We start from the raw sequence: 26,809 nt of genomic DNA on the forward strand, positions 1-26,809 counted from the left end.
TGTTCGGGGTGAAAATTTCGCCTAAACCTTGCCTCATTGGAACATCACTCCAAGAACAAGGTTCAGTTGTGAAAAAGAGTCTGCTGCGACTGTCGGTCGCCGCCATCGCCCTGACGGCGGCCGCCCCCGCCTTCGCCCAATCCGCCCCGGCGCCGGTTCAGGCCGGAACGCCCGAACCCGAGGCCGCCGCCACGGTCGACGAGGTCGTCGTCACCGGCTCGCGCATCCGCCGCGTCGATCTGGAGGGCGTCGCCCCCGTCTCGGTCATCACCGGCGAGGCCATCGACACGCGCGGCTTCCGCAGCGTCTTCGACGCCCTGAGCCAGGCGACCCAGAACACGGGTTCGGTCCAGGGCGAGGACTTCGGCGCCACCTTCACCCCGGCGGCCAATGTCATCTCCCTGCGCGGGCTGGGACCCAACCACACCCTGGTCCTGCTGAACGGGCGGCGGGTGGCGGAATATCCCTCGGCCTATAACGGCTCGGTCAACGCCGTGAACCTGGCCAACCTGCCCAACGCCGTGGTCGACCGGATCGAGGTCCTGACCGGGGGCGCCGGCGCCATCTATGGTTCGGACGCCATCGCCGGGGTGGTCAACATCAAGCTGAAGCAGAAGACCGACGGCTTCGACGCCTCGCTGCGCTATGGCGGGACCGAACAGGGCGGCGGCGAGAACTGGCGCGCCCAGTTGTCGGGCGGCCGCAGCTGGGACCGCCTGGATGTGGTCGGCAGCCTGGAATACAGCCAGCGCGACGCCATCTTCTGGGGCGACCGCGAGATCAGCCAATCCTATACCCGCTACGCCGAACCGGGGACGGTTCCGCCGGCCATGTTCTCGAACCGCAACCCGATCACCCGCGCCTACTACGACCCGCCCGCCGGTCTGTGCGAGGGCCTGGCCTCCCTGCAGGGCGGCACGGTCGAGCGCGTCGTCGCGGCCAGCGGCGGCTCCTATTGCGGTAGCGACGCCTTCTACAGCACCCGCACGATCCAGACGCAGAAGGAGTCGGGCAACGCCTACCTGGGCCTGACCTATCACCTGAACAACGATACCGAGGTCTTCGGCGAGTTCCTGTACGGCAAGACCCAGGTCGACAACGTCGTCCGCTCGCTGAGCTGGAACAAGACCTTCTGGAACGACACGGCCGGGCGGCTGGAGACCTGGAACCGGGTGCTGACGCCGGAAGAGACGGGGGGTGCCTTCGGCGTCGGCAACCGCTATGACGAAGAGAACTGGAACGCGGTCCTGGGCGTGCGCGGCCACGTGGGCGACTGGCGCTATGAGGCCGCCTTCAACCGCTCGGAATATGTCAGCGACCAGAGCCGCGTGCGGCTTCTGACCGGGATCGACGCCTTCTTCCTCGGCGCCCAGCAGGGGACGCGGGACGTGTCCGGCACGACCCAGCCGGTCTATGCGCCCGCCGCCAACCGCCTCTACACGCCGCTGACGCCGGGCGAGTTCGGCACGGTGGCCGACCGCTTCACCGACCACAACACCTCCTGGCTACAGGACTTCACCGTTTCGGTGGACGGCGACCTGTGGCAGCTTCCCGCCGGCCCTCTGCAGGCCGCCGCCGTGGTCGAGATCGGCGAACAGGGCTACAAGAACCAGCCCGACGCGCGCCTGAACACCGGGATCGCCTGGAACACCAGCGGCTCCCAGCCCTCGGGCGGCGAACGCAAGCGTCAGGCCGCGGGTCTGGAACTGCGCGTGCCGATCCTGGATCAACTGACCGCCACGGTGGCCGGCCGCTACGACCGCTACGAATACCGCGGCGAGTCGGTCGACAGCCCGACCTACAGCCTGGGCCTGCAGTATCGCCCGATCCCCAGCCTGATGCTGCGCTCCAGCTATTCGACCAGCTTCCGCGCCCCGGACATGAACTACATCTTCGCCACCGAGACGCGCGGCTACTACCCCGGCGTGACGGACTATTATCAGTGCCGCCTGGAGGGGCAGGACTATTCCAGCTGCGACATCCAGTACAACATGGACTTCACGCGCGGCGGCAACGCCGAGTTGCAGCCGGAGAAGGGCAAGTCCTTCACCGCCGGTTTCGTCTGGACGCCCAGCAAGGCCTTCGACATCCAGTTCGACTACTATGATCTGGAGATCAGCCAGCAGGTGACCTCGCTGAGCGAGGACATCATCCTGCGCACCGAGGCGGACTGCCGCATCGGCCGCACGCCCAGCGGCGGGACGGTCGATTCCAACTCGGCCCTGTGCCTGGACTATGTCGGGCGGGTGGCGCGCAATCCGGCCAGCGCGGCGATCAACCCGAACCAGGTCACGCGCATCACGGTCAATCCGATCAATGCGGCCAGCGAGACGACGCGCGGCTTCGACGCCACCGTCAACGCCCGCCACGATTTCGACCGTTACGGCCGACTGAGCGGCAGCCTGACCTACACCAAGGTTCTGGAGCACGAATACCAGCAGTTCGAGGGCGACCCGACCTTCGACTATCTGCGCGACCTGTCGCGTCAGTCGGACTGGCGCGACCGCATGTCGGGCAGTGTCACCTGGGACGTCGGACCCTGGACGACCACCCTCTACGGTGTCCGCTACGGGACCATTCCGACCAATGACTATGCGTCCGAGCGCGATCCCTATGCCGTGTTCAACGCCAGCGTCCGCTATCGCGTGAACGACAAGGCCTCGGTCTCGGTGATCATGAACAACATCGCCGACCGCTATCCCGAGGACCGCACCGGCGGTTGGCCGAACTATTCGATCGGCTGGTACGACATCTACGGCCGTCAGACCTGGGTCCAGCTGGACTACAGCTTCTGATGCCTGGAGGGGGCGACGACGCCCCCTCCCCTTTTTCCGACGACAAGGCTAGGCTGGTCGGCCTTGTTGCAGGAGCCAAGCATGAGCCTCGATCCCGAAATCCGCGACAACGCCGAAGCCAAGCGCTACGAGTTGACGGTGGACGGCCAGACCGCCGTGGTCATCTACAACCCGGTCGCGGGCGGCCTGCTGATCACCGAAACCATCGTGCCGATCCCGCTGGAGGGGCGCGGCATCGCCAGCCGCATGGCCAAGCACGTCCTGGCCGATCTGAAGGAACGCGACCTGCTGATCCTTCCCACCTGCCCCTTCTTCGCCGGCTACCTGAAGAAGCACCCGGAATACGCCGACCTGGTGCATCCGGGCTATCGGGCGGCCCTCGGTCTCTAAGGTCGCGTCAGCCGCCTGCGCCTGCTAGGGCGGGGCGATGAAGTCTTCAGATCTCGACGTCCTGATCGTCGGCGCCGGCGCGGCCGGCATGATGTGCGCCATCGAGGCGGGCAAGCGCGGCCGCCGGGTGCGAGTGATCGACCACGCCCGCGCGCCCGGTGAAAAGATCCGCATCTCGGGCGGCGGACGCTGCAACTTCACCAATCTGGGAACCAGCGGCGCCAATTTCCTGAGCGAGAACCCACGCTTCGCCCTGTCGGCGCTGAAGCGGTTCACCCAGCACGACTTCCTCAAGATGGTCGAGCGCCACGGCATCGCCTGGCACGAAAAGACCCTGGGCCAGCTGTTCTGCGACGACAGCGCCAAGCAGATCATTCGCATGCTGACGGACGAGATGAAGGCGGCGGGCGTGGTCCTGTCGCTGGGCCTCGGCGTCAAGACGATCGCCCGCGACGGCGAGCGCTTCACCGTCGATCTGGACGACGGCACCCGCGTCTCGGCGGCCTCGCTGGTGGTGGCCACCGGCGGCAAGTCCATCCCCAAGATGGGCGCCACCGGCTGGGGCTATGAGGTGGCGCGGCAGTTCGACCTGCGGGTGACGGAGACGCGCCCCGCCCTCGTCCCCCTGACCTTCGAACCCGGCCTGCTGGAACAGCTCAAACCGCTAGCGGGCGTAGCCGTGGACGCCGTGGTCAAGACGGCCGCCAACTCGGCCTCAAGCAGCCCGAAGGGCGATAGGCCCCAGTTTAAGGAAGCGATGCTGTTCACGCACAGGGGGCTGTCGGGGCCGTCGATCCTGCAGATCAGCTCCTACTGGCGCGAGGGCGAGGCCATTACGGTCAACATGGCGCCGGGCGAAGACGTGGCCGCACGCCTGCTGGCCGCCAAGACCGAAAACGGCAAGCAGGCGGTGCACACGGCGCTCGGCCATATCATCCCCCGCCGTCTGGCCGAGGTGATCTGCGCCCGCGAAGGCCTGTCGGGCAAGCTGGCCGAGGTCGGCGACAAGAAGCTGCGGGCCATGGCCGAGACGGTCAACGCCTGGACCGTCAAGCCGGTCGGGTCCGAGGGCTATCGCACCGCCGAGGTGACCTTGGGCGGGGTCGACACCGCCGCCCTGGATCAGCAGACCATGGAGGCGAAGTCCGTCCCCGGCCTCTTCTTCATCGGCGAGGTGGTCGACGTCACCGGCTGGCTGGGCGGCTACAACTTCCAATGGGCCTGGTCGTCCGGCTGGGCGGCGGGGCAGACCTGCTAGACCCTGCGGCGTCTGCGCACGTTGTCGGCGGATCGAGGCGACCCTAACTCTATCCTCAGCGGGACGGGCCCCTCTGGCGGCGCTTCGGCGACGTGATGTCGGACCGCATCATTCGATGACGAGGACCCCCATGCCCCTGTTGATGTGCCCCAACGACAACGCCGCCATGCAGACCCTGGACCGCAACGGCGTCCAGTTCGACATGTGCCCGACCTGCCGCGGCGTCTGGCTGGATCGCGGCGAACTGGAGAAGCTGATGGCCAGCGCCGCCGAGGAGGGCCGCGCCACCGCCCCGCAGGCCGCGCCGCAGCCGACCTATCAGCAGCCGGCGCAACAGCAACCCTGGGGCGGCCAGCCGCAGGGCTATCGTGAACCGCCGCGCTACAAGGACGACCGTCACCGCGACGACGACTACCACTACCGCAAGAAGAAGAAGCGGATGGACATCTTCGACATCTTCGACTGAAGCGTCAGGCGGCCAGACCAACGGCCTGCATCAGCGGTCGCAGGACCTGGACGGTCTCGGGCGCAGACGAAAGGGCTGCCCGAACCTCGGGCGCGCGGAACAGCTTGACGGCTTCCGCCCTGGCGCGGTCCGCCACGGGACCGGTTGGACCGGTTTCGCCCGCCGCCAGTCTCAGCAAGGCCGCCAGCTTCTGCGGCGCGGGGACCGGCGCACGAACGATCTGAGCCGTCAGCCGGGCATCCGCTTCGACGGCGCCTCCGACCACGCCCAGGGCGTCCACGACGGAGTCACGGTCACGCTCGGACAGACCGGCGTTGCCCACGGCCCGCTGCAGGCCCGACAGGGCCGACAGCTTCTGCCCCGGCGTCTGGCCCGACGCCCGCATCTCGGTCTCGAATCGCAAGGAGGTGACGCAAGCATCCAGCCATCGCGCCGCCGAACGCTTGTTGCCTCCGCCGGTGACGTTTTCACACAGACGCGTCAGGCGCTCGGCTTCGCACAGGATGGTAGGACATCCCTGAACGTAGGCGGCGACGAAATCGGCTGTCACCAGACTCTTGGAGCGTTCGACGAAGGCGGTTTGCACCTCCTCCAATGTCAGCAGACGCCCGGCGGTCGCCGTCAGGGTCATAGCCAGGGCGCGCAGGATGTCTATCTCGCCCTCGGCGTCGCCAGGCCGCAGTCGGCGCTGGCTCATCAGCTCCCGCACCACCATCCTCGCCAGAGAAGCCGACAGCAGGGGAAACTCTCCGGCCGCCAGACGTTCGCCGAGGCGCGCAGGTCCGCCTTCGACCGGCGGGACCAGAACGGCCAGACGCGGGTCGTGCGCGGTCAGTGCGCCGATCTCACGCGGGGCGACCATACGCACCACCGCCGCCAGGCTGGAGCCCTGATCCAGAGCCGGGCCGACGATCTGGGCCAGACTGCTGCGTCCGGCGAACAGTTCGCATAGAAGTTGCTCGATCGGCACCATCACCAGAGCGCGCGGCGGCCCTTCGTGCGGCGCCCGATCGCACAGGTCCATCAAGCGATCCAGTCGCGCCCTCGCCCCCTTCACCCCTTTCAGGGCGCCGGCCACCACGCCGCCCATGACGAAGGCGCGATCGGGCGCGCCGCTCAGTCGATGGGCCACGTCGGCGATCGAACGCTCGGCCAGGCCGGGAAACTGATCGCGACGGCCAGCCTGGAGCAGGCGTTCGATGGCCTGCTCGGCCAGCCGCAGATAGTGGCGGACCAGATCATGGACGGGCTGGCCCGTGCCCTGGGCTTCAGGCACGGCCACCTTCTGAATAGCGTGCTGCAACTCCACGCCCGAAGCCTCCAGGCGCTCGGCCAGATCAGGCCTGTGCAGCAGTTCGAAGGCCGTCGCCCCCTGCCGGCTCAACCAGTCCTCCAGCACCCGCCCGATCAGTTCGCGCGCATGGGGGGCGTAAAGATCTTGCGGCGCCCGACAGGTCGGGCCAGCCCGATCGGACTGGACGACGGCCTTGCGCTTGATTTCCGGCGCGCCGCGATTCAGCACGACGACGCTGGCGAACTCCATGGTGTCAGGGTCCAGGGTTTCCTTGGTCACCCGAACGGCGCAGGCCTGGCCGTCGCGCAGCATGTCTTCGGCGACCTCGACAGCCTTCTTTCGCTCCTCGGTCGCCATCGCCAGCGACCAGGACGCGGGCGGCGTCTTGCGGATATAGACTTCGTAGTGAACCGGACCGGCCATGGCGTCTTTCAGGCGTCTGTGCCCGCTCATCGTGCGCCGACAGGCTTTAAGGCGAGGTTTCGCCTTTTCACCGCCAAGGTTGAAAGACAGGCTCTGGCGAACCATTTGCTGTGGCCGTAATGTCACCACGATGGGATAGAACGGTTACGCTTGTCGCGCGTTGAGCAATCGACTCGTGACGGCAGACCGGACGCCGCCGCCGCCCGCACTAAGGAGAAGCCCTTGGCCAACATCACCCTGGTCGACGACGACGAGAACATCGTCGCTTCCGTATCCCTGGCCCTTGAGAGCCACGGGCACAAGGTCACGGCCTATCATGACGGCGCCTCGGGCCTGGAAGCGCTTGAGACCACGCCGCCGGATCTGGCCATCCTGGACGTGAAGATGCCGCGCATGGACGGGATGGAGGTGCTGCGCCGCCTGCGTCAGACCTCGCAGATTCCGGTCATCATGCTGACGTCCAAGGACGAGGAGATCGACGAGATCCTCGGCTTCAACCTCGGCGCCGACGACTATATCCACAAGCCTTTCAGCCAGCGCCTGCTGATCGAACGGGTCAAGGCCCTGCTGCGCCGCACCGGCGCCGACGGCGGCGAGGTCGAGACCGCGGCGGAAGCCGCCGGCAAGGCCATCAAGCGCGGCAAGCTGTCGATGGACCCGGCCCGTCACGAGAGCACCTGGGACGGCCGCCCGGTCAAGCTGACCGTCACCGAGTTCCTGCTGCTTCAGGCCCTGGCCCAGCGCCCCGGTTTCGTGAAGAGCCGCGACAGCCTGATGGACGCCGCTTACGACGACCAGGTCTATGTCGACGACCGCACGATCGACAGCCACGTCAAGCGCATGCGCAAGAAGTTCCGGGTCGTCGATCCCGAGTTCGACGCGATCGAGACCCTGTATGGCGTCGGCTACCGCTACCGCGAGAGCTGAGGCCGAAGACGCCCCGGCGCGGCGCCGATTCCGCTTCGGCGGATCGCGCCTGGGCGGCTTCATTCTCGCGCTCAATCTTCTCAGCCTGCTGATCCTGTTCGGCGGCGCCCTGGCGCTGAACGAGTGGCAACGCGGCCTGATCGAGGCGCGTCAGGAATCCCTGTCGTCCCAGGCCGAGCTGCTGGCCAATGTGCTGGGCGAGCTGGGCATCACCCGGGGCGAGCCCTATCCGATGCTGGACCCCGGATCGGCGGGCCTGTGGCTGAGAGACAACTTCATCCCCGAAGGCCAGCGCGCCCGTCTGTATGACCAGGACGGCCTGCTGGTGTCCGACAGCTACGCCGTCACCGACGCCATTCCGGGCGCGCCCCTTCCCCCCGCCAACCCCGCCGGAACGGCCCTGGCTCCGCTCCAGGCGTCGCCGCGTGAGGAAACGCGCCTGGCCCGCGCCAATACGGAACTGTCAGCCGAGGTCGAGCGCGCCCTGCAGGGTGCGCCCCAGGCCGGCGTGCGCCGCAACGAGAACGGGGACCGGGTCGTCTCCGTCTCCCTGCCCGTACGTCACGTCCAGCAGGTGCTGGGCGTCCTGACGCTGGAAGCGGGCGACGTGGACCAGACCCTGGACGCCCAGCGCCGCGCCCTGACCCCCTTCGCCCTGGTGGCCCTGGCGGTCAATCTTCTGGCCTCGCTGGTGCTGCATCTGTTCGTGGCTCGACCGGTCATGCGCCTTTCGGCGGCGGCGGACCAGGTGCGTCTGCAGCGCGCCCGCGCCATCTCCCTGCCCGACCTTGAGGACCGCAAGGACGAGATCGGCGACCTGGCCCGCGCCCTGGAGTCGATGACCGAAACCCTGTCGACGCGCATGGACGCCATCGAACGCTTCGCCGCCGATGTCAGCCACGAGATCAAGAACCCCCTGACCTCGATCCGCTCGGCGCTGGAAACCCTGCCCCTGGTCAAGACCGACGAGCAGAGAGGCCGCCTGACCAACCTGCTGCAACAGGACGTGAGGCGCCTGGATCGCCTGATCACCGACATCTCCAACGCCTCGCGTCTGGACGCCGAACTGTCGCGTGACCGGCCGCGCCTGATCGACCTCAACGAGTTGCTGGGCGACATCATCGCGGTCTATGAGGGCGGTCAGAAGCCGGGCGAGGCCGTGGTCCGCTTCGCCTCGACCGCCGAGGCGGCGCGCGTGCTGGGCCGCGATATTCCTCTGGGCCAGGTGTTCCGCAACCTGATCGACAACGCCCGCTCCTTCAGCCCGGCCGACGGCGAGGTCCGGGTGCGGCTGGAGCGCGACGACAGCCACCCCGACTGGCCCCTGCGCATCCGCGTCGAAGACGACGGTCCCGGAATTCCGCCGGAGAACCTCGAGACCGTGTTCGAGCGCTTCTACACCTCGCGGCCCAAGGGCACGGCCTTCGGCGCCAACTCGGGACTGGGCCTGTCCATCGTGCGTCAGATCATCGACGCCCACGGCGGGCGGGTCCATGCCGAGAACCGCACCGACGAAACCGGCGCCGTCGTCGGCGCCCGCTTTGAAGTCCTTCTGCCTCTGGCTGGACGACGCCCATGACAATGCAACCCATCCACGCCACCGCCGTCGCCCGCCACACGCCCGCCGGCTGGCGCGGCGCCCTGATCCAGGGGCCGTCCGGCGTCGGCAAGAGCGATCTGGCCCTGCGGCTGATCGGCCAGGGCTGGCGACTGATCGCCGATGACTGGACCCATCTGTGGGCCTCCAGCGGCGCCCTCTACGCCGCCGCCCCGACCGCGATCACCGGCAAGATCGAAGTGCGCGGCCTGGGCATCGTCGCCGCGCCGCTATGGCCGATGACCCGGATCGTGCTGGCCGTCGCCTGCACGCACGAGCCTGTCGAACGCCTGCCGGAAGCCGCCGCCTGGACCTGGGACGGCGTGATGATTCCGCAGTTGCGGCTGGACCCGCGCCCAGCCTCGGCGGGGCAGGTGGTCGCAACTGCGCTCGCCGCTCTTTGAACCGTGGCGCGATTGCCTTATGAAGGCCGGCTTGCAGATTAGTCGGAGCGCTCGATGCGCGCCGCTGGGAGCAGAAGCGCGGGGCGTATTGTCTTGGTGAAGCCTTCATGATCGGGCTGGTGATCGTCACCCACGGGGGACTGGCCTCGGAATTCCTGGCGGCGATGGAGCACGTGGTCGGCCCTCAAAGGGGCGTGGCCGCGATCTGCATCGGCCCCGAGGACGACATGGAACGACGTCGCCGCGACATCGTCGATGCAGCGGCCGCCGTGAACGACGGCGACGGCGTAATCCTGCTGACCGACATGTTCGGCGGCACGCCCTCCAACCTGGCCATTTCCGTGATGGAACAGACCCACGCCGAGGTTATCGCCGGGCTGAACCTGCCGATGCTGATCAAGCTGGCCAGCGTGCGGGGTCGCGAGAGCCTTGAGACCTGCGTCGCCCATGCGCAGGACGCGGGCCGCAAGTACATCTCGGTGGCCTCCTGGGTTCTGTCGGGGGAAAAATGAGCGACGCGCCGGTTCAAGCCACCGTCAACATCTGCAACCAGCGCGGCCTGCACGCCCGTGCCTCGGCCAAGTTCGTCAAACTGGCCTCCGGTTTCGAATCCGAGATCCGGGTCACCCGCGACGGCGTTACGGTCGATGCCCGTTCCATCATGGGCCTGCTGATGCTGGGCGCAGGGATTGGCTGCGGCGTCGAAATCGAAGCCGAGGGCGCTGATGCGGCTGAAGCGGTCGAAGCGCTCAGCGATCTGGTGGCGCGCAAGTTCGACGAGGACCAGTAGGGTCCTCGTCGCCTCGTCCGCGCCCTGAATTCAGGGCGTTTCGGTGATCAGCAGGGTGGCGTTGGCCGTGCCGCCGCCGAAGGTGCCGATCCAGACGTCATAGGTGCCGCTGCGCGGCTTGTCGAAACGGACCTGGGCGTCGCCATCGCCATAGCCGTCGTCGTCGCAGGACCACTCGCCGTCCGGCCCGTTGATGATCAGGGTCGTGTCCACCGAAGACAGGGTGCGGAACACCAGGGGCAGTCGCCCAGCCTCATAAGTGACTTCAAAATCCGGCGCGTCAGCGACCTTGCCGACACAGGCCGCCGGCAAGGGCGTATCGGCATAGGCGTCGATCGACCCGCCCGCCGTCACCGATACGCGATAGGGGTCCGGCGTGAAGCCGGCTCTCAGCACGATCTCGCCATAGGTCGCCGTCTTGCTGGAATCCTGGGCCTGGGCGCCGAATGGCGCCGAAAGCAGAAGTGCGGCCGCAGCCGCAAGCACCCGTGTTTTCATCATCCGCATCCCTGTCTCGCCGAACACCGGTCGAGATTGAAAGAGGTGCGCCGCACTGGCAGCGCCGTCAAGACGCCACATGCAGGGCGCGAAAAAGCCCGGATCGGCTCCGCCCTGCTCAAGAAAAACGGCCGCCCCGTCTGACAGGGCGGCCGCTCATCATCGACAGAAACCGGCGTGTCAGACGACAGCCGCCCCAGGAGCGCCTCCCCCCCCCTCGGGGATATCATCCAGCTCGCCTTCCCACTTGGCCACCACGGCGGCGGCGACGGAGTTACCGACCACGTTGGTGGCCGAGCGGCCCATGTCGAGCAGGTGATCGACGCCCAGGACGATGGCGATCCAGGCTTCCGGCAGACCGAAGTAGGTCAGAGTGGCCATGATGACGACCAGCGAGGCGCGCGGGATGCCGGCGATGCCCTTGGACGTCACCATCAGCAGCAGCAGCATGAAGACCTGCTGCGAGACGCTGAGGTGCACCCCGTGCGCCTGCATGATGAACATGGTGGCGAAGGTGCAGTAGAGCATCGAGCCGTCGAGGTTGAACGAATAGCCCAGCGGCAGGACGAAGCTGACGATGCGGCGACGCACGCCGACGGTGGGCAGGGCGTCCAGGATGCGCGGATAGGCGGCTTCCGAGCTGGCGGTCGAGAAGGCCAGCAGGGCCGGGGTGCGGATCACCTTGAACAGCGGCAGGACGCGACGGCCCAGCACCAGGGCGGCGGCCACGAACAGCAGGCCCCACAGCAGGGCCATCGAGCCGTAGAAGCCCAACACGAACTTGGCGTAGACGGCCAGCATCTCCAGACCTTGCGTGGCGATGGTCGAGGCCAGGGCCGCGAAGATGGCCAGCGGGGCCAGCTTCATCACGAACTCGGTCACCTTCAGCATGATGCTGGCGGCCTGTTCGACCAGGTTCAGCACCGCCGGCGCCTTGTCGTCCAGGGCGGCGACCGCCGTGCCGACGAACAGGGAGAAGACCACGATCTGCAGGATCTCGTTCTTGGCCATGGCGTCGAAGATCGACGTCGGCACCAGGTGGGTGACGAAGCCATGCAGCGAGAAGGCGTCGGTCGAGGCCGCCGGGGCCGTCGCCAGCGCCGCCTGCGGCAGGTGCATGCCCGCGCCCGGCTGCAGCAGTTGCACCATGATCAGGCCCAGCAGCAGAGACACCACCGAGGCGCCGATAAACCAGGTCATGGTCTTGACGCCGATCCGCCCGACCGAGGCGGCGTCCTCCATGTGAGCGATGCCCGCCACGAGAGTGGTGAAGACCAGAGGCGCAATGATCATCTTGATCAGGCGCAGAAAGACGTCCGTGATCAGATTGAGATTCTTGGCCGCCGCGGCAGCCTGGTCCGCGTCGAGGGACTGATTGACGCCCCAACCGACCAACACGCCGAGAATCATGGCGCCGATAATGAGGTAGGCGAATATTCGGTTCATTTTCAATGTTCCAACTGTACTCGGCTCACCCCGTCGGAACACTTCCCCCCGACCGTACGAGCTCCATCTATCGCATCAAAACAGGGTAGGGGTCGTTGAACCGTCCCCCTGCCCTGCCTTGTCGGTTTGTTGCTAAAGGCAATCGCGGCGCGCGCCTAGATCAGAACGTCACGCGCGACCCCAAGTCCCGAAACGGAAATCGCCACTGACCTCTAGTTCGCGCTCTTTCCCGCCGGCGATTGCTCCGCCTCGACACGTTGATAGCCCGCATCGATAACGGCCAGCATGGCCTGGGCTGCGCCCGCTTCGTCACCCGCGCCAATCCGTTCGACGATGCGAGCATGGGCTTCAACCGTGTCATGGTGAAGATCAGCCGCCCTCGTAGGCGGACTGAGGGTGAAGGCCTCCAGCAAGGCTGTTTCGATCACGCCCGCCACCGAACGGATCATCGGATTCTGGGACGCCGCCCCGATGGCCAGATGCAGGGCCAGATCGGCGCGCGCGAACTCCTGGGCTGAGGCGTGCTCGCGGCGCATCCAGTCCAGGGCCGCCTGCATGGCCGCCAGATCCGCCGCAGTACGGTGTTTCGCCGCCAGGGCGGCGGCGGTCGGCTCCAGGCTGCGGCGTACCTCGGCCAGGTGACGGCGGAACTCCGCATCCATGCCGATCGCCACGCGCCAGACCAGAACCTCCTTGTCGAAGAAATTCCAGTGGACGCTATCCGTCACCCTGGTGCCGACCCGCGTCTTCACGCTGAGGAAGCCCTTGGCCGACAAGGTCTTGAGCGCTTCGCGCAAGGCGGTCCGCGACACGCCGAAGCGGACCAAAAGGTCCGCCTCCATCGGCAGCTTGTCGCCGGGCGCCAGAGTTCCGCTCAGGATATCCTGCGCCAGGGCGCGCACGATCTGGTCATGCGCCGAAACCACGTGGCCGCTCGCGCGGGCCGGAGCCGTCGAAGGATGGGGCGAAGACATATCCATGGATTGATCCTCTAGCGGTCCGGCTGCATCGGTGCAAAGGCGCTGGCCAATCATTAGTATTATGATATTCAAAACGCGTCGCCAGCCTTCGGCGAAGTTCAGCCTGTCGCTCCCCATGACCCAGACCTCGCCAAAGCCGCTTCGCAGCCGGGCCTGGTTCGACAATCCGTCGAACCCCGACATGACCGCCCTCTATCTGGAGCGGTATCTGAACTATGGCCTGACGCTGGAAGAGCTACGCTCGGGCAAGCCCATCATTGGCATCGCCCAGACGGGCTCGGATCTCAGCCCCTGCAACCGCCACCACCTCGAACTGGCCAAGCGGGTGCGCGAAGGCATCCGCGAGGCGGGCGGCGTGGCCCTGGAATTCCCCGTCCATCCGATCCAGGAAACGGGCAAGCGCCCGACCGCCGGCCTGGATCGCAACCTGGCCTACATGGGTCTGGTCGAACTGCTGTACGGCTACCCGATCGACGGCGTCGTCCTGACCATCGGCTGCGACAAGACCACGCCGGCCTGCCTGATGGCGGCGGCGACCGTGGACATTCCCGCCATCGCCCTGTCGGTCGGCCCCATGCTGAACGGATGGCACAAGGGCGAGCGCGTCGGCTCGGGCAACATCATCTGGAAGGCCCGCGAGATGATGGCGGCGGGCGAGATCGGCTATGAGGCGTTCATCGACCTGGTCGCCACCTCGGCGCCCTCGGTCGGCTATTGCAACACCATGGGGACGGCGACGACGATGAACTCGCTGGCCGAGGCCCTGGGCATGTCCCTGCCCGGCTCGGCGGCCATCCCCGCCCCCTATCGCGAGCGGCCCCAGGTCGCCTATCTGACCGGCAAGCGCATCGTCGACATGGTGCGTGAGGACCTGAAGCCGTCAGACATCCTGACCCGCCAGGCCTTCGAGAACGCCATCGTCGTCAACTCGGCCATCGGCGGCTCGACCAACGCCCCCATCCACCTGACCGCTCTGGCCCGCCACGCGGGCGTTGATCTGCCTCTGCAGGCCTGGGAAGAGGTGGGCCACCACACGCCCCTGCTGGTGAACCTGCAGCCCGCCGGAAAGTACCTGGGCGAGGACTTCCATCAGGCCGGCGGCGTGCCCGCCGTGGTCGCCGAACTGATGCGGCGCGGCCAGATCCATGAGGATGCCCTGACCGTCAACGGCCGGACCATCGGCGACAACTGCCGGGACGCCAGCGTGGTCCTGCCCGACGTCATCCGCGACTTCGACACGGCCCTTGTGAACGACGCCGGTTTCCTGGTCCTGTCGGGCAATGTCTTTGACAGCGCCATCATGAAGACCAGCGTCATCAGCGCCGAGTTCCGAGACCGCTACCTGTCCGATCCTGCCAGCCCCGGCGCCTTTACCGGCAGTGTGGTCGTGTTCGACGGGCCCGAGGACTATCACCACCGCATCGACGATCCCGCCGAAGACGTCACCCCCGACAGCATCCTGGTGATGCGCGGTGCGGGTCCCGTCGGCCATCCCGGCGCGGCCGAAGTCGTCAACATGCGGCCGCCCGCTTATCTGATCAAACAGGGGGTCCACGCCCTGCCCTGCATCGGCGACGGGCGCCAGTCCGGCACCTCGGGCTCGCCCTCGATCCTGAACGCTTCGCCCGAGGCGGCGACGGGCGGCAATATCGCCCTGCTGAAGACCGGCGACCGGATGCGGATCGACCTGAATACGCGTCGCGTGGACGTGCTGATCGACGAGACCGAGATGGCCGAGCGCCGCGCCGCCTTCGAGGCCGCCGGCGGCTATCAGTACCCCGCGTCGCAGACGCCCTGGCAGGAGTTCCAGCGCGCCATGATCGGCGAGCTGGAGACGGGCGCCGTGCTGGAGCCCGCCGTCAAATACCACCGCATCGTCGATACCCTGGGCCTGCCCCGCGACAACCACTGAGGCTGGGCGCTAGTCAGGTCAGGGGATCAGCAGCCGTCGCATGGGCGGGACCGCCTCGATCAGATCGCGGGTCACCAGGGCCGAAAAGAAGTCCGCGCCCTCGCGCCCGACGTGGGTGTAGTCGAACGACACCCGCGCCTGACCCAGGGGCTCGACCGCCGCATTGTTCTGAGTGGTCGGGGTCGGCGCGCCGGGTACGGCGAGAACGCCCGTGCTGGACGCGATAGTCGTACCGGTCAGCAGGGCGGCGGCGACCTCGGGCGAGGGCGCCGCCTGGGCGAAGCGCGCCGACAGGGCGGGGCCCAGCGCCTGCACCGTCTCGGCGCTGGCGCGATTCAAATCGACCAGAGGCGTGTTCGTCTCAGCCGCCACGGCCCGCACCGCCTCGGCCCAGGGCGCCAGATCGTTCTGCAGGCGGCCATCAACGAACTGGCGGCGGACCAGGGGCGTCAGCAGGATGGGCGTCGCGCCGCGCGCCCGCGTCTCGACCACATAGCGCTTCAGATTGGCGGGAAACTCGGTCGCCAGATCGGTCGAGCGTCCCGGCTTGCCCGGTTGGTCGTTGTGGCCGAACTGGATCAGGACATAGGTGGCCGCGAAGCCCGGCGTCGACATCTCGGACAGGGCCAGGTCCCACGAGCCCTCGGCCACATAGCTGCCCGAACTGCGCCCGCCGCGCGCCAGGTTCACGCAGGCCGCGAACGAGGTGACATGATAGGCGCAGAAGCTCGGCCCCCAGCCGCCGACCACGGCCGTGGTGGAATCGCCCACCAGAATGATCTTGGACGCGCGGATCGGCTGGACGGGCGGCGCTTCGGCGGCGGGTGTCTGAACGGCGGCGAGGCTCAAGGCTGCGGTCAGGGCGGCGATCATTTCAGGTCTCCGAGGCGGTGATGCCGGCGGTCAGGGTCAGGACGCCGCCCGGCGCCAGCACCGTCAGGCCGCTATCCTCGCCCGCCGGGGCGTTGTGAGCGTTCGGGCGATGGGTCACGGGCTCGACGCAGACAAAACCCTCGCCGCGCGGCGCATAGACCTGGGCCCAGCGCGCGTTCGGCGATGCGGTCAGATCGACCCGCCAGCCGTCGTGGAGCAGCGTCGCCCGTCCGTCCCAGTCGGCGTAGGCGTGATCGACGAAGGGCGCATCCGCCACGGCGGCGCCGTCGCTCCAGTCGATAAGGCCTGCGGCGTCCGCCAGGCGCGACGGGATTTCACGCGCATCGGTCAGCCAGATCCGGGGGGCCGACAGCTGCAGCCGCGTTGCGGCCTCAACGGCGAAATAGGGATGCAGGCCCAGCCCTGCGGGCATGGGGGCGCCGTGCTCGTTGGCGAGGCTCAGACCCATCTCCAGCCCCGCCTCACTCAGCGTCAGCCGGTGCGAAGCCGTCCAGGCCCAGGGCCATTCCGGCCCGGCCTCAACGGCCAGGACCAGATCGATCGTCCCGTCGCCGGCGCTCACGACGGTCCAGCGAGATCGCCAACCGACGCCGTGCAGGGCATGGGGCTCAAAGCCCGCCGTCGCGGGCAGGCGCGCCGCCTCTCCCTGAAACACGAAGGCCCCGCCGTCGATGCGGTTGGCGTAGGGCGCCAGGGGAAAGCTCGACGCCGCCAGCGGGCTGTCCAATGCGTCCGGCGCCGGACGCAATACGTCGCGTCCGCGCCACGTCAGCGACGTGATCGAGGCCCCCAGATCGGGCTTCAGGCCGAGGGCCCAATCGCCGCGTTCGATCCTCACAGGGCGATCCGATGCTGTGGCAGACCGGGCGTCTCGACCCGCAGATGATAGAGGCCGCCCAGCGTCGGCTGGGCCGCACGCTTGTCGGCGTTCCCCAGCCAGGCCGTGGTGCAATAGAGATCGCGCCCATCCGCCCCCCCGAAGGCCGCCTTGGTCACCGTCTGGACCGGAAAGGGGATGGCGCCCAGACGCCGACCGTCCGGCGCAAACCGCGCCACGCCCCAGCCGTTGAACAGGCCGACGTGCAGCACCCCATCGGCGTCCATGCTCGGCCCGTCGCAGTAGCCGTCCTCGGTCACGGCGAAGACCCTTCGGTTCGACAGCGCGCCGTCGTCGTGATCGAAGGCCAGGACCGTCTTTTCCAGCGTGTCGTGATGATAGAGGGTCCGTCCGTCGGGGCTGAGACACGGCCCGTTGGTGACGCCGTAGCCGTCGTCGTGGCGCGTCAACTCGCCCCTGAACCAGCGATAGAGGGCGCCGGTCCGGCCCTGTTCGCTGTCGTCCATCGACCCGAACCACAGGGCGCCGTCGGGCGCGACAAAGCCGTCGTTGAGCCGGTTCTGAGGCCGATCCATCTCGACCGGCTGGAACAGGGAAAAGTCGCCCATGTCCACGTCGAAGCGATAAAGGCCGCCGCGCACGCCGCAGATCAGCGACCCGTCCTCGGCCGGAAGCGCGAAACCGATCTGGTCCGGGGCGTCCCACGAAGCCTTTCCGCCGCTTGCGGGCGTATAGCGATGCAGCCGCCGCCCCTTGATGTCGACGAACCACAGACAGGCCCGGTCGGCGTCCCACACCGGCCCCTCGCCCAGTTCGGCCTGGACGTCCCAGACGAGGGTTGGCGCGGTCATGCCCGTCAGCCCGCCGAATAGCTGGTCTTGACCTGGGTGTAGAACTCCACCGCCGCGAAGCCCTGTTCGCGCGGGCCGTAGCTGGACTTCTTCGTGCCGCCGAAGGGCACGTGATAGTCAACGCCCGCCGTCGCCAAATTGACCATGGTCATGCCCGCCCTGGCGTTCCTCTGGAAGTCGCGGGCGTATTTCAGCGACTGGGTGACGATGCCGGCCGACAGACCGAACTCGACGCCGTTGGCGACGGCCAGGGCCTCTTCATAGCTGGCGACGCGGATGGTCGAGGCGACGGGGCCGAAGACCTCTTCGGTGTTGATGCGCGCATCCGGCAGGGTGTCGGTGATCAGGGTCGGCTGGACGTACCAGCCGGGCTTGTCGAGCTTCAGACGCTCCCCGCCGGTGGCGATCCGACCGCCGCCGTCCCGGGCGATGTCGATGTAGTTGTAGGAGACGTCGCGCTGGGCCTCGGTCACGGCCGGGCCCATCTGGGTGTTGGGGTCGAGCGCGTCGCCGACGCGAAGCGCCGCGACCTTCTCGGCCAGAAGCGCGACGAAGCGGTCGTGAATGCCGTCCTGCACGATCAGGCGGCTGGAGGCGGTGCAGCGCTGGCCGGTGGCGAAGAAGCTGCCGTCCAGGGCGATGGCCACGGCGCGGTCCAGATCGGCGTCATCCAGCACGATCAGCGGATTCTTGCCGCCCATCTCCAGCTGCACCCGCGCCTGACGCTTCATCGCGCCTTCGGCCACGCCGGCGCCGACGCCTTGCGAGCCGGTGAAGCTGATGCCGTCGACGCCGGGATGGGCCACGATGGCGCGGCCCACGTCGCCGTCGCCGATAACCATGTTGACCACGCCCCTGGGCAGGCCCGCCTCATGCAGGATGGCGATCAGGGCCTCGGCGGTCGCGGGCGTCGGGCCGGCGGGCTTGATGACGACCGTATTGCCGAAGGCGATGGCCGGGGCGATCTTCCAGGCCGGGATGGCGATGGGGAAGTTCCACGGCGTGATCAGGCCGAACACCCCGACCGCCTGACGATAGGTCTGGATCTCCACGCCCGGACGGGTCGAGGTCAGGTTCTGGCCGTGAACCCGCAGGGCCTCGCCCGCGAAATACTTCAGGATGCGGGCGGCGCGCATGGTCTCGCCCATGCCCTCCGGCAGGGTCTTGCCCTCCTCGCGCGACAGCAGACGGCCAATCAGCGGCGCGCGCTCCATCAGCAAAGAGCCCGCCCGGTCCAGCACGTCGAAGCGCACCTCCGGCGAGGCGTCGGCCCAGCCGGGGAAGGCGGCGCGCGCCGCCTGAACCGCCTGATCCACCTCGGCGGCCCCGCCCTTGGGCGTGCGGGCCACGACGTCTCGCGTATCGGACGGGTTCAGGCTCTCGCCCGCCAGCGCTCCGCCCACCTTCTCGCCGCCGATCCAGTGCGAAAGTTCAAGCGTGTCGGTCATGAGAAAGTCCTTTCAGAAAGCAGCGGGGCGGCGGGGGAGCGCCGCCCCGCCTTCGGGGAGGTCAGTAGCAGAACGAGCCGGCGTCAGCCCATGTCTTCCAGTTCACGACCACGCGTCTCCTTCACCCAGGCCTGAACCAGGAAGAAGGAGATCAGGGCGCTGACCGCATAGAAGCCGTAGGTCACGACCAGACCCAGCGACGCCGCCATCCACGGGAAGCTGACCGAGATGGCGAAGTTGGCGATCCACTGGGCGAAGCCGGCGACGGCCAGGGCCGAACCGCGCATCTGATTGGGGAACATCTCACCCAGCATGACCCACATGACCGGACCCCAGCTGAGGTTGAAGAAGACCACATAGGCGTTGGCCGCGATCAGGGCGGTCAGGCCGGTCTGGTCGTCCAGATGCAGAGAGCCATCCACCATGACGGCGCGCGAGAAGCACCAGGCGAGAACCCCCAGGGTCACGAACATACCCGCCGAGCCGATCAGCAGCAGAGGCTTGCGGCCGATCTTGTCGATCACCGCCACAGCGCCGAGACAGGCCGCGATCGACAGGACACCGGACAGGATGTTGATCTGCAGGGCGTCGTTCTCGGAAAAGCCGACCGACTGCCACAGCACCGCACCGTAGTAGAAGACGATGTTGATCCCGACCAGTTGCTGGAAGACAGCCAGGATCAGACCGGCCCAGACGATGGGACGCACCTTGCGCGTCGCCGGGTCCAGAAGATCGGCGAAGCGCGGCTTGTGATCCCCCGCCAGCGAGGCGCGGATTTCGGCGACCTTGCGGACGCCGGCGCCGTGGCCGAACAGCCTGGACAGCACGGCCTCGGCCTGAGCATCCTTCTTCTTGACCACCAGGAAGCGCGGGCTTTCCGGAATAGCCAGCAGGGCAAGGAAATAGATCCCGGCCGGCACGACCTGCAGCCAGAACATCCAGCGCCAGGCCGGATAGCCCAGCCAGAACTCCGCCGTCGATCCACCCGCCGTCTTGGCCAGAGCGTAGTTGGCGACGAAGGCCCCGGTCAGGCCTGTGATGATCATGATCTGCTGCACAGACGACAGCCGCCCCCGGATCGAGGCGGGGGTGACTTCGGAAATATAGGCCGGCGACAGGACCGAGGCCGCGCCGACGCCCAGACCGCCGATGAAGCGGGCGATGATGAAGTGGGCCGAACTGTCCGCCGCCCCGGCCCAGATCGCCGAAATGATGAACATGACGGCGGCGATCTGCATCACCGTGCGACGGCCGACAGCGTCCGCCAGCCGTCCCGCCGCAAAGGCCCCGAAGGCGCAGCCCAGCAGGATGGCTCCGACGTTGAAGCCTGTGCCGAGCGCCGACAGGTTGAAGGCCGCCTCCAGCCCGTCCTGCGTGCCGTTGATGACGCCGGAATCATAGCCGAACATGAAGCCGCCGATGGTGGCCACCGCCACGATCAGGGCAATGAAGGCCATGTTGACGCGGTCGTTCCCCGCGATATCCGGGCCTGAAGCCCCTGTCGGTCCCGCCATTTTCGTCCCTCCCCAGGTCCGTCGTGTTGGCCGCCCGTCGTTGATCGCGGGCGGTGATGATTCAGATTTGCGTCAGCGCCAGCCCGCGTCCACGAAATACTCATGTCCGGTGATGAAGCGGGCGTCGTCAGAGGCCAGGAACAGGGCCAGGGCCGCCACGTCGCGCGGCTCTATGCGCCCTTTCAGGCACTGGGCGGCGACGATCTCGGCCTCGCCTTCAGGCGTGTACCACTTCATCTGCCGCGGGGTTCTGACATTGCCCGGCACGATGCAGGCGACCCGCACGCCGTCGGCGCCCAGCTCACGGGCCAGGGCTCGCGTCATGCCCTCGATGCCCGCCTTGGCCGTCTCGTAGATGGACAGATCGGGCAGGCCCAGATGCCAGCTGATCGAGCCAAGGTTCAGGATCACCCCCCGTCCCTGCGCGCGCATGGCCGGCGCCACCGACTGGGCGGCGAAATAGAGATGGCGCAGGTTCACCGCGATCCGGTCGTCCCAATAGGCGGGCGTGACCTCAGCCAGGGCATGACGGTCGTCGCTGGCGGCGTTGTTGATCAGAATGTCGATCGGACCGTGGTGGGCGACAACCTCGACCAGGGCCGCCTGAAGGGCTTCGACCTGCGTCAGGTCGCAGACCTTGAAGACCGGCGCCGGGCTGAGATCGGCCAGCGACGCCTCCAGAGCCCTGGATTCCGCCTCGGCGATATCGAAGAAGATCACCCGCGCGCCCTGCCGCGCGAAGGCCTCGACCAGGCCCACGCCGATGCCCGAGCCGCCGCCGGTAATGACGGCCAGCCGCCCCTTCAGCGAGGGATAGGTCGCGCCGCTCATGCCACGCCTCCCAGCAGGCCGCGCACGGCCAGATTGCGCATCAGACCGCCGACGCCCAGGATCCAGGGCGGCGCCCGATCGCAGGTGACGACGATGTTCTCCAGCACGCCCAGCCGTTCAGACGACACCCGCACCCGATCGCCGACCTTGTGCGTGAAACCCTTGCCCGCCTCGCCGCGATCCTCGACCGGAGCGAACATGGTGCCGAGGTAAAGGGCGAAGCCGTCCGGGTACTGATGAGCACTCAGAGTCTGGGTCACCAGATCCTCGGGATCACGACTGATCAACCGCATCGAGCTTTCGCCCATCATGACGAAGCCGTCCGCACCCTCGACATCAAGCCGGACCGTGGCGGCGCGGACATCGTCCATGCTGAAGCCTGCGTCGAACAGGCGGATAAAGGGACCGACCGCCGCTGAGGCGTTGTTGTCCTTGGCCTTGCCCAGCAGCAAGGCCGAGCGCCCTTCGATGTCACGCAGGTTGACGTCGTTGCCCAGACTTGCGCCGACGGGGCGACCCGCCGGATCGCAGACGATCACCACCTCCGGCTCCGGGTTGTTCCAGTCGGAATCGGCGCGCACTCCGACCGCCGCGCCCGCGCCGACCGAGGCCAGCACCGGCGCCTTGGTGAAGATCTCGGCATGGGGGCCGATGGCGACCTCCAGATACTGCGACCACAGGCCGTCGGCGATCAGTTGCGCCTTGACCGCCTCCGCCTGAACGGAGCCAGGCCTCAGGTCTTTCAGCTCGCCGCCGATGCGCTCCAGCAGCCCCTGACGGATGGCGTTGGAGGCGGCGGCGTCGCCACGCGCTCGTTCCTCGATCACCCGCTCCAGCGCCGAAACGGCGAAGGTCACGCCCGAGGCCTTTATGCATTGCAGGTCCAACGGCGACAGCAGGGCCAGGCCCTCGTCGCCCCAGGCCGTCGCGACCCTGATATCCTCGACCGCGCCCAGATCATGGCCCTCGGCGGCGGCCAGATCGGGCCGCGCCAGAGCCATCGCCGTCGTCGGCGCGAAGGCCGAAATATCGACAAGCCGACCATTCCGCAGCAGCACGGGCGCCGGCCCGTCGGCGGTCTCGATCCTGCCCAGCAGGACAGCCGCGCGCCAGTCGCACGGCAGGATGGCGGTCAAATCCAAGGCGCGTCTCCCACGACCGGATGTCGTGTTAGCGCTAACATTCTCCACCTGGAAACCGGTGTCAATCGGGTGGCGCCGTACTTTCGCGTTCGATCAGGCGATGCGCTACGAATTCCGCATCGACCTCTGCCTTGCCCGCGAGAAGCATGGCCGCATGGTGGGCCATCTCGGCGACCGGCTGACGGATCGTGGTCAGGGCGGGCCAGACGCTGGCGGCCAGATAGGTGTCGTCGAACCCGGCCACCGAAACATCGGCGGGCGTCTGCAAGCCCTCGGCGTGAACCGCCGCCAGGGCGCCCGCGGCCATGTCGTCATTGCCCGCGAACAGGGCTGTCGGGCGCGGGCGCGCCGCCAGCAGCCGCCGCGCCGCCTCGAAGCCTGAGCGATAGGTGAAGTCGCCACGATCGATCTGCAGTTCAACGCCCGGAGCCGCCTCGACCACGGCCTGTGCGCCCCGGCGCCGGTCGGCGCTGGCGCTCTGATCGGCTCGACCTTCGATCAGACCGATACGGCGATGACCCAGCTCGATCAGACGTCGCGTCATCTCGGCGGCGGCGCTGACATCGTCCACGCGCAAGGCCCCCGACATGCCCCTGGCGGGCGGCGCAGCCAGCAGCACCGCTTTCAGGCCCGCCGCCCGTATCGCGTTCAGCGTGGCCGCCGACTCGCCCAGCGGCGGCGGCACGATCAGACCCTGCGCTCCGCCCGCGGCCAGGCGCCGCACGGCCTCGGCCTCCTGCGCCGGATCCCCCGCCTGGGATGGCTCGATCATCAGCAGCAGGCCCGCCGCCCGCGCCCCGGCCAGGGCGCCGGACAGGACCTCGGCCAGATAGGCGTTGCTGGGGTTGGCGTAGAGCAGGCCAATCCGCCCGCCGCCCCCGCGCGCCAGAATCCGCGCCGCAGGATCGGGTGTATAGCCTGCCGCGTCGATCACCGCCTGAACCCGCTCGCGCGTCGCCGCGCTGACCCGCGCCCCGCCGTTGATGACGCGCGACACCGTCATCGCCGACACCCCCGCGCGGCGGGCGATGTCGTCGATCGTGGGGTTGCGGTCGTCAGAGCTCATGACGGTCACTGGTCGCGACAAGCATCGCCGCCGTCAAGGCGCGGGCGCGATCCACAGCGCCAGCGGTCGTCCCGCGAGGGCGGCGGGCGGCGTCAGGCGGGTCGCCCCATCGGACGCGATGGCCTCGACCACCGCCCCTTCGGCGATCCACCTCAACGCCTTCCCGGCCGCAACCGGCCGCGCCAGTTCCGTCCCCGCGCCATCCATGCTGTAGATCAAGACCGTTCCATCCGGCGCCGACGACGCCCAGGCCGCGCCGGTCGGCGTCATCAGGCCCGCATCAGGCCGCAGCGAAGCCCGCACCTCGGCGCGCACCGCCGCCTCGACCGCGCGGCTCAGCCCCGGCCAGGCGTCGTCCTCGTTCAGCACCACCAGGTCGGCACGCCGGTCGCGGTATTCGCGATAGGCGCGGTAGCGCATGGCCGGGGTCGAGCGCCACAGGGTCCGCCGCACCTCCCCCGAATCCGCGCCTTCGGCCAGATCCCGAGGTCGGGCGATCGCATCCACCTGCTCGCGCGGCGCCTTGTCCAAACCCCCACGCACCGCAAATAGCGTCCCATCGGGACGATAGACCCAGTGATGGAAGCCGACCGCGTCCACGATGCGCGCTCGCGCCGGATCATCCAGAACGGCGTCCATCTGATCCTTGGGAATCTCTAGCGCGACACGGATATCGGCGCCGCTCTCAGCCTCCCAGGCGGCGACCTGATCCAGCCAGAACTGCACGAAGGACAGCGGCCCGGTGTATTCCGGATCCAGCCCGATCACGACATTGGGCCGCCCCTTCAGCGTCTCCAGCGTATGGCGGATATAGCGGCGGTGAAGGTCGCGCCGCACCGGGTCGGACACGTCCCAGAAGACCTCGGCGGCGGGGACCTCGTTGGGCATTCCCGTTGTCTGCAGGGCGTTGACCGGCCGCCACGGGAAGTCGACGTAGTGGGAGCGGCTCTCCAGCAGCCAGTGCTGCAGATAGAACTTGTGATACAGGACCACGCCCTGCTGCTCGGCCAGATCGGCGAACCGGGCGATGCGGTCGAAGAACCAGGGATTGAAGCGTTCCAGATCGAACTTGCTGAGGCCGTCCCAGGCCCGCCCGCGCCCGCTGCGCGCCCAGGGCAGTTCCATGAACGGCCCCCAGACCTCGCCGTCGCGCTGGTCCGGAGAGCCGTAGAAGTCGTGGTCGACGCGGCGACGGTCGTACCAGAGGCCATAGTTGTGCTGCACCACATCGCCGGTCATCAGGCCGGAGGCGAAGGCGTCCAGATCATCGGTCAACCCACGCCCCTCCAGCCCCGGCGCGAAGCGGGTGATGAAGGGGCCGGACGCCTCGGCCAGGGCCGGGATCATCTGGGCCTGAAAGAAGGCGAAGCCGATGCGACGGCGCCAGGCCGGTTGGCCGTCGATGACGAAGCGGCCGCCCTCGACCGTCAGGGGATGGCGGACGATCGGTCGCGCCATCGCCGTGCGCCAGGCCGCGACGTCGGCCTCGCCGAGACGCAGCCCGCCCGAAACCTCGGCGTTAAACACAACCGGGGTCAGCGCCGCCAGCCCGACCGCGCCGAGCCGCCGCCCAAGCTGGATCCGATAGAGGCTGGCCGGTTCCTGCGGCTGGGCGCGGTGGAAGTCGCGCCCAGGCATGACGCGGGCGTCTTCCAGCACCCCGTCGCCGACGCGCTCGCCGCGGCAGCCGACGGCGACATTGGCCGCGCCCGGCGGATTGCGCACCTCGACGACCGTCGCCTCGCAGTTCCACAGGACCGAGTTGGCCGCCGACCAGCCGACGCCCTGCCCGTCCCGGCCCCGATGGGTCAGGCTCAGGCCGCCGCCGCGCACCTTGACCCCGTCGAACAGGACGCCGGTGGCCCAGCTTTCCTGCGTTCCGCTGTCGCCGCGCGCATCTGTGGCGGTGCAGTCGAGAAAGACGTTGGGGCCGGCCGCGACATGGCCAATGGCGAAGTCGTGGATGCCGTCATTGCTGGCGCAGCGCTGGAACAGGGTCTGCTGGCCCGCTGTATAGAAGGTGCGCCGACGCAGGCCGCCGATCTCGGAAACAGGGCGACGAGCGTCCAGATCCTGCGCCGTGACCCGGCGGCTGTCCGGCCCAAGGTCGATGGCCGAGCCGACAAAGCCCTCGAAGGCGAGGTTCCGCAGCCAGACATCCTCCGCCCGATCGACGGCGACACCAGTCCAGCTGTGGTCCTCGTCAGCGGGCCGCTCCGGGTCGTGATGCGAGACAAGGGTCAGGTTCTCGACGCCCACCTCGCGGATGCGCGACGCCGAGGGACCACGCCGCACCACGGCGCCGTCGCCCGCCGCCAGCGCCATGGTCAGCGGCGCGTCAAGCACGACACTGCGCCCCTCCAGAGCCACGACACGGCGCTCCCAGACCACGTCGCGCGATCCCGGCTTCCAGTTCAGCCGGGTCTCGGGCCGCCAGCCGACGAAGGCGTCCATGCCAAGAGCGGCGATCCATTCGGCGGTGCTGGGACGGCGTATGGTCACCGCATCGCCAACGCCCAGGCCCTCGGTCGTTTCCAGGGGCAGACGCACGGCCCCGACCGGCGTCTCCCCCATGATCTTGCTGCCAACGCCAGTCGAAGCATCGGGCGCCGCGCCACGCGCGCCGACCGCAATCAGGGCGCGCCGGCCCACGCCCGTGGCCACGATGACCGTCGCCTGCCGGCCCTCGCCGCGCAGGACCACGCCGCCGACCTCGAACCGGATCTGGCCCTCGACCTGAAACTCGCCGGGAGCCAACAGCACAGCGCCTCGGCGGCCTTCGGCATCCGGCGCCGCCTGCGCCGCGCGATCCAGCGCCGCCATGATGCGGTCGGTGTCGTCGCCCTCGCCGGGTTCGACCCGGATCAGAACCGGCAGGACGGGCGCAGCCGTGCCGCCGCCGCGATAGCCCGCGTGGGAAAAATCGATGGGCGGCGTCAGGGCGATGAAGTCCGACGCCGTCTGGGCGGACGCCGCCCCCGCGACCGACGCTGCGACGATCAGCCCCGCGATCCAGATCCGGACCATGTCTTCCTCCCCCCTAGG

Annotated in this window: 23 protein-coding genes; 10 read left to right on the top strand and 13 right to left on the bottom strand. The window is 68.3% G+C overall.

The genetic code is table 11. The features are described 5' to 3' along the window. Window positions 1-68 precede the first annotated feature (68 nt). From IFE19_RS15185 to IFE19_RS15200, 4 genes are all read left to right on the top strand, one after another. Window positions 69-2,795, top strand: a complete 2,727-nt coding sequence (locus IFE19_RS15185; protein ID WP_207823722.1) for a TonB-dependent receptor plug domain-containing protein — start codon at window positions 69-71, stop codon at window positions 2,793-2,795. Between the two features lie 81 nt (window positions 2,796-2,876). Next, a complete protein-coding gene (locus IFE19_RS15190; RefSeq protein ID WP_207823724.1) occupies window positions 2,877-3,185 on the top strand; it encodes a GNAT family N-acetyltransferase in 309 nt (102 codons plus the stop codon). A gap of 37 nt (window positions 3,186-3,222) precedes the next feature. Next, window positions 3,223-4,443 carry a BaiN/RdsA family NAD(P)/FAD-dependent oxidoreductase gene (locus IFE19_RS15195; RefSeq protein ID WP_207823726.1) on the top strand — a complete coding sequence of 407 codons (1,221 nt, stop codon included), beginning with the start codon at window positions 3,223-3,225 and terminating at the stop codon, window positions 4,441-4,443. Between the two features lie 130 nt (window positions 4,444-4,573). Next, window positions 4,574-4,909, top strand: coding sequence for a TFIIB-type zinc ribbon-containing protein (locus tag IFE19_RS15200; protein ID WP_207823728.1), 336 nt, complete (start codon window positions 4,574-4,576; stop codon window positions 4,907-4,909). Between the two features lie 4 nt (window positions 4,910-4,913). On the opposite strand, the gene IFE19_RS15205 is transcribed toward IFE19_RS15200, so the two are convergent. Next, entirely contained in the window at window positions 4,914-6,626 is a 1,713-nt protein-coding gene (locus IFE19_RS15205; RefSeq protein WP_207823729.1) for a hypothetical protein, read from the bottom strand. A 222-nt stretch (window positions 6,627-6,848) separates the two neighbouring features. Between IFE19_RS15205 and IFE19_RS15210 the strand changes: the two genes are divergently transcribed. The 5 genes from IFE19_RS15210 to IFE19_RS15230 all read left to right on the top strand — a co-directional run bounded on the left by IFE19_RS15210 (window position 6,849) and on the right by IFE19_RS15230 (window position 10,344). Next, complete coding sequence (locus tag IFE19_RS15210; RefSeq protein ID WP_207823731.1) at window positions 6,849-7,553, top strand: response regulator transcription factor; 705 nt, start codon at window positions 6,849-6,851, stop codon at window positions 7,551-7,553. Next, window positions 7,522-9,132, top strand: a complete 1,611-nt coding sequence (locus IFE19_RS15215) for a stimulus-sensing domain-containing protein (protein WP_207823734.1) — start codon at window positions 7,522-7,524, stop codon at window positions 9,130-9,132. The genes IFE19_RS15210 and IFE19_RS15215 overlap by 32 nt, the downstream gene beginning before the upstream one ends. Then, the gene (locus tag IFE19_RS15220) at window positions 9,129-9,554 is read left to right on the top strand and encodes an HPr kinase/phosphorylase (RefSeq protein WP_207823736.1); all 426 of its coding nucleotides are present in this window, start codon (window positions 9,129-9,131) and stop codon (window positions 9,552-9,554) included. Before IFE19_RS15215 ends, IFE19_RS15220 begins: the two co-directional genes overlap by 4 nt. A gap of 107 nt (window positions 9,555-9,661) precedes the next feature. Beyond that, complete coding sequence (locus IFE19_RS15225; protein WP_207823738.1) at window positions 9,662-10,066, top strand: PTS sugar transporter subunit IIA; 405 nt, start codon at window positions 9,662-9,664, stop codon at window positions 10,064-10,066. Next, the gene (locus IFE19_RS15230) at window positions 10,063-10,344 is read left to right on the top strand and encodes an HPr family phosphocarrier protein (protein WP_207823740.1); all 282 of its coding nucleotides are present in this window, start codon (window positions 10,063-10,065) and stop codon (window positions 10,342-10,344) included. The genes IFE19_RS15225 and IFE19_RS15230 overlap by 4 nt, the downstream gene beginning before the upstream one ends. A gap of 30 nt (window positions 10,345-10,374) precedes the next feature. Here IFE19_RS15230 and IFE19_RS15235 read toward each other — a convergent pair whose 3' ends face one another. The 3 genes from IFE19_RS15235 to IFE19_RS15245 all read right to left on the bottom strand — a co-directional run bounded on the left by IFE19_RS15235 (window position 10,375) and on the right by IFE19_RS15245 (window position 13,268). Beyond that, the gene (locus IFE19_RS15235) at window positions 10,375-10,842 is read right to left on the bottom strand and encodes a peptidase S1 (RefSeq protein ID WP_207823742.1); all 468 of its coding nucleotides are present in this window, start codon (window positions 10,840-10,842) and stop codon (window positions 10,375-10,377) included. Window positions 10,843-11,022: 180 nt separating this feature from the next. Then, window positions 11,023-12,288 carry a dicarboxylate/amino acid:cation symporter gene (locus tag IFE19_RS15240; RefSeq protein ID WP_207823744.1) on the bottom strand — a complete coding sequence of 422 codons (1,266 nt, stop codon included), beginning with the start codon at window positions 12,286-12,288 and terminating at the stop codon, window positions 11,023-11,025. 212 nt (window positions 12,289-12,500) lie between these two features. After that, the gene (locus tag IFE19_RS15245; RefSeq protein ID WP_207823746.1) at window positions 12,501-13,268 is read right to left on the bottom strand and encodes a FadR/GntR family transcriptional regulator; all 768 of its coding nucleotides are present in this window, start codon (window positions 13,266-13,268) and stop codon (window positions 12,501-12,503) included. Window positions 13,269-13,383: 115 nt separating this feature from the next. Between IFE19_RS15245 and IFE19_RS15250 the strand changes: the two genes are divergently transcribed. Beyond that, on the top strand, window positions 13,384-15,180 hold the full coding sequence (locus IFE19_RS15250) for an IlvD/Edd family dehydratase (RefSeq protein WP_207823748.1): 1,797 nt from the start codon (window positions 13,384-13,386) through the stop codon (window positions 15,178-15,180). An 18-nt stretch (window positions 15,181-15,198) separates the two neighbouring features. On the opposite strand, the gene IFE19_RS15255 is transcribed toward IFE19_RS15250, so the two are convergent. The 9 genes from IFE19_RS15255 to IFE19_RS15295 form a co-directional block, all read right to left on the bottom strand. Then, on the bottom strand, window positions 15,199-16,053 hold the full coding sequence (locus IFE19_RS15255) for a rhamnogalacturonan acetylesterase (protein ID WP_207823750.1): 855 nt from the start codon (window positions 16,051-16,053) through the stop codon (window positions 15,199-15,201). Between the two features lies 1 nt (window position 16,054). Continuing rightward, window positions 16,055-16,912: an aldose 1-epimerase gene (locus tag IFE19_RS15260; RefSeq protein ID WP_225910306.1), complete on the bottom strand. Its 858-nt coding sequence runs from the start codon at window positions 16,910-16,912 to the stop codon at window positions 16,055-16,057. Further along, on the bottom strand, window positions 16,909-17,763 hold the full coding sequence (locus tag IFE19_RS15265) for an SMP-30/gluconolactonase/LRE family protein (RefSeq protein ID WP_207823752.1): 855 nt from the start codon (window positions 17,761-17,763) through the stop codon (window positions 16,909-16,911). The genes IFE19_RS15260 and IFE19_RS15265 overlap by 4 nt, the downstream gene beginning before the upstream one ends. A 5-nt stretch (window positions 17,764-17,768) precedes the next feature. Next, window positions 17,769-19,211, bottom strand: a complete 1,443-nt coding sequence (locus IFE19_RS15270) for an aldehyde dehydrogenase family protein (RefSeq protein ID WP_207823754.1) — start codon at window positions 19,209-19,211, stop codon at window positions 17,769-17,771. A gap of 83 nt (window positions 19,212-19,294) precedes the next feature. Then, window positions 19,295-20,725 (bottom strand): sugar porter family MFS transporter, encoded by a 1,431-nt coding sequence (locus tag IFE19_RS15275; RefSeq protein WP_207823756.1) that lies wholly within the window; start codon window positions 20,723-20,725, stop codon window positions 19,295-19,297. A gap of 72 nt (window positions 20,726-20,797) precedes the next feature. Further along, window positions 20,798-21,556 (bottom strand): SDR family NAD(P)-dependent oxidoreductase, encoded by a 759-nt coding sequence (locus IFE19_RS15280; protein ID WP_207823758.1) that lies wholly within the window; start codon window positions 21,554-21,556, stop codon window positions 20,798-20,800. Next, window positions 21,553-22,698 carry a fumarylacetoacetate hydrolase family protein gene (locus tag IFE19_RS15285; RefSeq protein ID WP_207823760.1) on the bottom strand — a complete coding sequence of 382 codons (1,146 nt, stop codon included), beginning with the start codon at window positions 22,696-22,698 and terminating at the stop codon, window positions 21,553-21,555. Before IFE19_RS15285 ends, IFE19_RS15280 begins: the two co-directional genes overlap by 4 nt. Window positions 22,699-22,759: 61 nt before the next feature. Then, window positions 22,760-23,764, bottom strand: coding sequence for a LacI family DNA-binding transcriptional regulator (locus IFE19_RS15290; protein WP_207823762.1), 1,005 nt, complete (start codon window positions 23,762-23,764; stop codon window positions 22,760-22,762). A gap of 33 nt (window positions 23,765-23,797) precedes the next feature. Then, window positions 23,798-26,791 carry a DUF6298 domain-containing protein gene (locus IFE19_RS15295; protein WP_207823764.1) on the bottom strand — a complete coding sequence of 998 codons (2,994 nt, stop codon included), beginning with the start codon at window positions 26,789-26,791 and terminating at the stop codon, window positions 23,798-23,800. Window positions 26,792-26,809 lie beyond the last annotated feature (18 nt).

Origin of the sequence: Brevundimonas pondensis (assembly GCF_017487345.1) — a bacterium.
Taxonomy (GTDB): Bacteria; Pseudomonadota; Alphaproteobacteria; order Caulobacterales; family Caulobacteraceae; genus Brevundimonas; species Brevundimonas pondensis.

Bases quoted from the DNA above. Each gene is read 5' to 3' on its own strand.
- IFE19_RS15190 (WP_207823724.1), top strand. From the start codon at position 2,877: ATGAGCCTCGATCCCGAAATCCGCGACAACGCCGAAGCCAAGCGCTAC.
- IFE19_RS15195 (WP_207823726.1), top strand. From the start codon at position 3,223: ATGAAGTCTTCAGATCTCGACGTCCTGATCGTCGGCGCCGGCGCGGCC.
- IFE19_RS15200 (WP_207823728.1), top strand. From the start codon at position 4,574: ATGCCCCTGTTGATGTGCCCCAACGACAACGCCGCCATGCAGACCCTG.
- IFE19_RS15205 (WP_207823729.1), bottom strand. From the start codon at position 6,626: ATGGCCGGTCCGGTTCACTACGAAGTCTATATCCGCAAGACGCCGCCC.
- IFE19_RS15215 (WP_207823734.1), top strand. From the start codon at position 7,522: ATGGCGTCGGCTACCGCTACCGCGAGAGCTGAGGCCGAAGACGCCCCG.
- IFE19_RS15220 (WP_207823736.1), top strand. From the start codon at position 9,129: ATGACAATGCAACCCATCCACGCCACCGCCGTCGCCCGCCACACGCCC.
- IFE19_RS15225 (WP_207823738.1), top strand. From the start codon at position 9,662: ATGATCGGGCTGGTGATCGTCACCCACGGGGGACTGGCCTCGGAATTC.
- IFE19_RS15230 (WP_207823740.1), top strand. From the start codon at position 10,063: ATGAGCGACGCGCCGGTTCAAGCCACCGTCAACATCTGCAACCAGCGC.
- IFE19_RS15235 (WP_207823742.1), bottom strand. From the start codon at position 10,842: ATGAAAACACGGGTGCTTGCGGCTGCGGCCGCACTTCTGCTTTCGGCG.
- IFE19_RS15240 (WP_207823744.1), bottom strand. From the start codon at position 12,288: ATGAACCGAATATTCGCCTACCTCATTATCGGCGCCATGATTCTCGGC.
- IFE19_RS15245 (WP_207823746.1), bottom strand. From the start codon at position 13,268: ATGGATATGTCTTCGCCCCATCCTTCGACGGCTCCGGCCCGCGCGAGC.
- IFE19_RS15250 (WP_207823748.1), top strand. From the start codon at position 13,384: ATGACCCAGACCTCGCCAAAGCCGCTTCGCAGCCGGGCCTGGTTCGAC.
- IFE19_RS15255 (WP_207823750.1), bottom strand. From the start codon at position 16,053: ATGATCGCCGCCCTGACCGCAGCCTTGAGCCTCGCCGCCGTTCAGACA.
- IFE19_RS15265 (WP_207823752.1), bottom strand. From the start codon at position 17,763: ATGACCGCGCCAACCCTCGTCTGGGACGTCCAGGCCGAACTGGGCGAG.
- IFE19_RS15270 (WP_207823754.1), bottom strand. From the start codon at position 19,211: ATGACCGACACGCTTGAACTTTCGCACTGGATCGGCGGCGAGAAGGTG.
- IFE19_RS15275 (WP_207823756.1), bottom strand. From the start codon at position 20,725: ATGGCGGGACCGACAGGGGCTTCAGGCCCGGATATCGCGGGGAACGAC.
- IFE19_RS15280 (WP_207823758.1), bottom strand. From the start codon at position 21,556: ATGAGCGGCGCGACCTATCCCTCGCTGAAGGGGCGGCTGGCCGTCATT.
- IFE19_RS15290 (WP_207823762.1), bottom strand. From the start codon at position 23,764: ATGAGCTCTGACGACCGCAACCCCACGATCGACGACATCGCCCGCCGC.
- IFE19_RS15295 (WP_207823764.1), bottom strand. From the start codon at position 26,791: ATGGTCCGGATCTGGATCGCGGGGCTGATCGTCGCAGCGTCGGTCGCG.